Annotated in this window: 5 protein-coding genes; 1 reads left to right on the plus strand and 4 read right to left on the minus strand. The window is 42.5% G+C overall.

Annotation, left to right across the window (positions count from 1 at the left end; translation table 11 throughout):
• Positions 1-634 precede the first annotated feature (634 nt).
• From ahpF to AAEZ02_RS13770, 3 genes are all read right to left on the minus strand, one after another.
• Positions 635-2,200, minus strand: a complete 1,566-nt coding sequence (gene ahpF, locus AAEZ02_RS13760) for an alkyl hydroperoxide reductase subunit F (RefSeq protein ID WP_124014135.1) — start codon at positions 2,198-2,200, stop codon at positions 635-637.
• Between the two features lie 111 nt (positions 2,201-2,311).
• Positions 2,312-2,881 (minus strand): alkyl hydroperoxide reductase subunit C, encoded by a 570-nt coding sequence (gene ahpC / locus AAEZ02_RS13765; RefSeq protein ID WP_101032920.1) that lies wholly within the window; start codon positions 2,879-2,881, stop codon positions 2,312-2,314.
• 285 nt (positions 2,882-3,166) lie between these two features.
• The gene (locus AAEZ02_RS13770) at positions 3,167-3,910 is read right to left on the minus strand and encodes a spermidine synthase (RefSeq protein WP_124014134.1); all 744 of its coding nucleotides are present in this window, start codon (positions 3,908-3,910) and stop codon (positions 3,167-3,169) included.
• Between the two features lie 415 nt (positions 3,911-4,325).
• Between AAEZ02_RS13770 and AAEZ02_RS13775 the strand changes: the two genes are divergently transcribed.
• Positions 4,326-4,889 (plus strand): mechanosensitive ion channel family protein, encoded by a 564-nt coding sequence (locus AAEZ02_RS13775; RefSeq protein ID WP_101032922.1) that lies wholly within the window; start codon positions 4,326-4,328, stop codon positions 4,887-4,889.
• A 437-nt stretch (positions 4,890-5,326) separates the two neighbouring features.
• Here the strand turns inward: AAEZ02_RS13775 and AAEZ02_RS13780 are convergent, their stop codons facing one another.
• Positions 5,327-6,064 carry a dienelactone hydrolase family protein gene (locus tag AAEZ02_RS13780; RefSeq protein WP_351123661.1) on the minus strand — a complete coding sequence of 246 codons (738 nt, stop codon included), beginning with the start codon at positions 6,062-6,064 and terminating at the stop codon, positions 5,327-5,329.
• Positions 6,065-6,208: the final 144 nt, after the last annotated feature.

Below are 6,208 nucleotides of genomic sequence, written 5' to 3' on the forward strand. Positions count from 1 at the left end.
TAGAAACCAGATATTTGATGTTCGATATTTGAAGTTTGAAGTTTGAAGTTTGATATTAGCCGTTAGATATTAGCCGTTAGATATTAGCGCTTATACAAGATTATTTATAAGCTTGTAAATTGTGAGCTTGCATGGCTCTGCTCATTAGCAACCATCAAGTCCTTGCCGCCCTATACTTCGGCCAAAAATACCAAGTTATTGGTAACATGTGCAGCAACCAAAAACGCTACTTTGTGGCAGAAGTTATATTGAGTATTAGTAATAATAGTAGTAATAGTACTACTACTGTCAATCTTAGGCTGGATAAAGCATAGCACTGCGCCGGGATCTTGAGCATAGCGCTCATTTTCTGATGATGTATTAATGGCCGCATATATGGTGCTAACCGATAATTAAGCCGCGACTTTTGGCTTTTGTATTACGTCACGAATGGCCTTGGTCGCGTCTGCGGTTTTAAAGGCTAATCCAGGTACTTGATCACAACGACGGCAAAATCTTATCGATGTTCACCGGCTCGAACGATTTCAATCACGGCGTTTGAGGCCTATAAACATGAAAAAAATAGCCCGTAAATGTGGGCTATTTTTTATTGGCTGAGATAACAAAGACCTCATATTACTCAATCAACAAAACCCTATGCGGCTTTAACCTCTACTTCTTCAGAATGTCTGATAAGGTAATCAAATGCACCTAGAGATGCTGATGCACCACTTCCCATAGCGATAATAATTTGCTTATAAGGGGTATCCGTCACATCACCTGCGGCAAATACACCAGGGATAGATGTTTGACCACGGCCATCAACAATGATTTCACCACGAGGAGTCATTTCAACCACCCCTTTTAACCACTCGGTGTTAGGTACTAAGCCAATTTGGACAAAGATACCTGCTAATGTGACTTGATTGCTTTCACCTGTAGTGCGATCTGTGTAAATCAAACTGGTTACGCGAGTGCCATCACCTTTGACTTCTGTGGTCATGGCCTGAGTAATAATGCTGATATTACCCATTGATTTGGCTTTACGCTGCAGTACGTCATCGGCACGTAACTTACTGTCAAACTCAAGCACGGTAACGTGTTCAACAATGTTTGCAAGGTCGATAGCCGCTTCAATACCTGAGTTACCACCGCCAATCACCGCAACACGCTTACCTTTATATAACGGGCCATCACAGTGTGGGCAATAGGCTACGCCTTTATTACGGTACTCTTTCTCACCGGGCACATTCATTTCTCGCCAACGTGCACCAGTAGCCAATACTATCGTTTTACTGCTTAGGATTGCGCCACTTTCTAGGGTTACATCAAACAAACCGTTTTGCGCTAAACTCAGCGCGCGTTGGTTTTGCATAATGTCGACATCATAATCCTTAACATGGGCTTCAAGGTTAGCCACCAGTTTAGGGCCTTCGGTTTTAGACACTGAAATAAAGTTTTCAATACCGACGGTTTCGGCGACTTGACCACCAAATTTATCAGCAACTATGCCGGTATTTAAGCCTTTACGAGCAGAGTAAATTGCCGCTGCTGCACCAGCAGGGCCACCGCCTACGACTAACATGTCAAAGACTGATTTTTGATTAAGTTGCTCTGCTTGTCTGCCTGCGGCATTTTTATCTAACTTGTTTAGTACTTCAACGATGCTAATCGCGCCGACAGAGAAGGCTTCGCCGTTTAAAAATACTGATGGAACCGACATGATATTGCGATCGCTCACTTCCTGTTGGAAAAGCGCTCCGTCAATCATCACGTTAGTAATATTGGGGTTAATTGCTGCCATCATATTGAGTGCTTGGATCACTTCAGGACAAGTTTGGCAACTTAACGAAACATAGGTTTCAAAATGATATTCACCAGGTAGCATACGGATTTGTTCAATGATCTCCGCATCCAACTTAATAGGATGTCCGCCGCTGTGTAATAACGCTAGCACCAATGAAGTAAATTCATGGCCCATTGGCAATCCTGCAAAGGTAATATTGGTTGCAGCTTGCGGGTTGATCACGCTCATGCTCGGTGTACGCTTACCTTGCTGATAAGTGACTGAGACTAAATCCGCTGAGTCAACAATATCTTGGGCTAAGCTGGTTAATTCTTGTGCTTTGTTTGAGTCATCTGCAGATACGACAAGTTCAACTGGGCGCTTGAGGTTTTGCAGATAGGTTTTCAGTTGACTTTTTACATTCGCATCTAACATAACAACTCCTAAAAATGGGCAATAATCGATGAATTAAAAAGTGCTAGTCAGTGCCGGGGGAACACCGACTAGCTGGAGATGATATTACTAACCTAAGGGTGAACTGAGCAGTTAGATTTTACCGACAAGATCAATTGAAGGAGCTAATGTTGCTTCGCCTGGCTGCCATTTAGCTGGACATACTTCGCCATCATGAGTAGCAACATACTGTGCGGCTTGAATTTTACGAAGCAGTTCTGCAGCGCTACGGCCAATACCTAGGTCATGAATTTCAGCTACTTTCACTTCGCCTTCTGGGTTGATGACAAAAGTACCACGTAGTGCTAAACCATCGTCTTCAATCATTACACCGAAGTTACGAGTGATAGCGCCTGTTGGGTCACCGATCATTGGATAAGTAATTTTGCCAATGGTGTCTGAACTTGAATGCCAAGCTTTGTGAGTAAAATGGGTGTCAGTTGATACTGAATACACTTCAACGCCCATAGCTTGTAGCTGCTCATAATGATCAGCCATGTCGCCTAATTCAGTTGGACAAACGAATGTGAAGTCAGCTGGGTAGAAAAACACTACCGCCCACTTGCCTAATAAATCTTGCTCTGTAACGTCAACGAAAGCACCATTATGAAATGCTGTAGCTTTAAAAGGTTTGATAGTGCTATTGATGATAGATTGTGTCATGTCATGCTCCATTTAGATTTACATTAAACCCGATACCAATATGGTTTCGGTGATGATAAGCAAACTGTGCTCGTCATCTGATGTAGCCATAATAGCGATGGAGAATCATTAAGTATAACGAATAAAAACTATCACCTTAATCGGTTTTTTGCATTAGACTATTTTTTTGAAAGCATATGTTTTGAGAGCATATCTTGGGCGAGATATATTAATCGTCAAAACCGACTAACGTCATAGGGCGATAGTCGGTTAATAATGTCGATTAATGATATTTTCAGGTGAGACTTATTCCCAGGGGCCGAATCGAGTTAGCACTCGGCTAATATTGATATCGAGCTTTTGTGAAAGCGCTTGCAGCTCTTGCTTATTATTGGCGGCAGCAAAACAATTGGCTTTATTGGTGGCAAACACCACCCAATTTCCACCGCCGGTTAAACAGGCAAAGACCTGGTTAAAATGCTCATGAAGAGTGTCACGCAATTGTAAATCTCGGCTGTGCTCTTTCCAACAATTTAACACTAAAAAACCATCGGTTTTAAGTAGCGATTTTGTTTGCTCAATAAATTGGCTGGTCAGTTGTTGCTTATCGACACCTTTGTCACTGTAGATATCGGCAAAAATCACATCGACTTTTTTGTGATCTGCTTGGGCTAAAAACACATAAGCATCTTGATGCACGACAGTGAGTTTTTTACTCAATGGCAGCTGAAAAAAACGCTTAGCGACTTCAATCACTTGTTGGCGCAATTCAACCGCGGTAATTTTAATCGCCGCATCAAAATGCCTGAGTGAATGCACTAATGCCCCACCCCCTAGACCTAAAATAATCACACTTTTGGGTTGTGAGAATAACAGCACAGCCAACATGGCCTGAACATAAGTATGTTGCGGTACATGAGGTTGACTCTTATCCATTTTACTTTGTTCATCATTATCACCAAATGACAACACCCGATAGTCACCATCATCGAGTACACAAAAATCACCCAATCTATCACCGTCGACGTGCAATACTTTATAATCAGACATACTTCACTCTGTGAGGAGTCTTGCCTATATACCCGTTCCACTTGAAGATGCTCGTTTCAGGAAACCTGAGCGAATCATAATCAAGGCACATTTTTTTGTTAAGGGTTGTTCCCTTAAAAACAAATGTAACGATGAGTATGTTTTGCTCAGGTTTCCCCAAAGGGCTGGTTTATAAACGCTTTATGCTACGTTATTGATTTCGACAATAGAATAACTATTCTCTTCAATCAATGCCTTGCCTAAAAGCGTTTATAATTCCAGCTGAATCCTGCATTTTCAGGTGGAACGGGTATACATGGCAGCAAGATTTTTCTACTTTAAAACCTTATTATACCCCAGAATGCACTAGGACGTGGCGGCGAAATTGTGCCTTCGCCACTCCATTTTAATCACCATAACCAGATAGGAAATCGACATGCTTAATCATTTATTGATGATCATTGTTTATTTGGCAGTGTTCTTTGTTGCCCAACGTCAGCTCAACAAATGGATCCATCTGCAAGCAGAAAAGAAACAAGTCAGCGAAGTTCGTAGTCGGCTCATTTCTCGTTTAATTTCGTATTTATTATTTTTTGTGACCTTGTCGATCATGGCGGTGTCACTGGGTTTAGGTTATCAAGAGGTATCGCTCTTTGTGTCGTCGGCCTTTGCAGTATTAGGCGTGGCCCTATTTGCCCAATGGTCGATATTGAGCAATATCACCGCTGGCGTATTGATCTTTTTTGCGTTTCCTTACCGTATCGGCGATCGAATAAAAATAGTCGATAAAGAAGAAAATATGAGTGGCATTATTGTCGAAATAAGTTTGTTTCACGTATTGATCAAACGCGATGTCGGCGATGTAATGACTTACCCTAATAGCTTAATGCTCCAAAAAGCCGTGATTAAATTGCCCGAACCTCGAACGGCTAATACGTTTTCAACAAGCAACAAAACCAAAGCAAAGATTAATGCGAACCGGGCCAAATGGCTTAAGTAATCCCGAGGCCGCCACTTGATGATCTATACCCAAACGACCTCGATATGCTAGATCCAACATGTCGAGAAGTGACAAAATTCAAGGTTCTAGGAATAGCGCGCCTACGGGCTGTTTCAGACACGATAGCAAGAGATAACAAGCGATAACAAGCGAACGCTGCGCTCAGGGATGGGACAGCTTCGCTGCTAATATTTTATAGGATCTAGCCGCGAAGCGTCCTAGCAGCGCAGCGATCTAGGCTCTTGCTATAAGATTTTATCGCATCTAGCATCTAGCAGCGAAGCGACCTAGAACCTAGAAATAGTGATCTTAAACAGAGCGTCACCATTGTGTTCAATCACTGCCTTGTTCCGTTATCCTACGGGAGCGCTGAAACGAGCATGTTGAAGTGGCTTGGGTATATGTGTACTTAAGCTCAACGCAGACATGCAATAAGACTAGTTTAATACTCGATGAAAAAACGCCACGGCTTGTAAGTACATTTGCAAGGCTAAAGCAGCATCAAAACGTTCACCTTCATCGCGCATAAAAGCATGCTGGGCATTGACTTCAAGCCAAGTAAAGTTTGCATTCACCTGTTCAAGTTTTTGGTAAATAAGCTTACGGCCTTCTTTACTGACATGGGGATCTTGTTTACCAAAGACCATCACTAATTCGCCTTTGATGTCATCGGTACGGGTGAGTGAATCATTACCGGCTGCACAAGGTAAGGTGTTTGAGTGGATATCGGTTGGGTACAAACAAAAAGCGCCACTGATGTCAGGATTTAATGCCGTACGATAAGCCAAATGGCCGCCAAGACAGACCCCCATCGCGCCCACTTTGTCACTGCAAAATGACTGAGCACGGGCAAAATCGACTAGTGCTTGGGTGTCGCTGTCATGTTGCTCTAAGGGTTTAGCCCACTTATCTTGATTACCCTTATCTTTTCCGGCTTCATCATAAGCCAGTACCGTCCCAATAGGATTGAGCTCATGAAAGACTTCTGGTACCAGCACCACAAAACCATGCCCAGCCATAATTGTGGCAGAACGGGCTATCGGCGCAGTTTGCTGGAATATTTCTGAGTAGAAAATAATTGTCGCGAATTGGCCTTTAGTATCCGGGCGATAAAGCGTAGTGCGCATTAAGCCTGTGGCCGTTTTAATATCGTGAATTTCAGTGGTTGTAATCATAATATTCCAGTTATTTTACACTATCCCTAATACTGATTATGGCTGCAAAATGTTAAAATTGCCTATGTATACCCGTGATCATTGAAAATGCTTGATTTTGTCCCAAATGGGATCATCATAGCCCTATGAAACAAATTACACTCT

This window comes from Shewanella sp. T24-MNA-CIBAN-0130, assembly GCF_040310185.1.
GTDB lineage: Bacteria > Pseudomonadota > Gammaproteobacteria > Enterobacterales > Shewanellaceae > Shewanella > Shewanella psychromarinicola.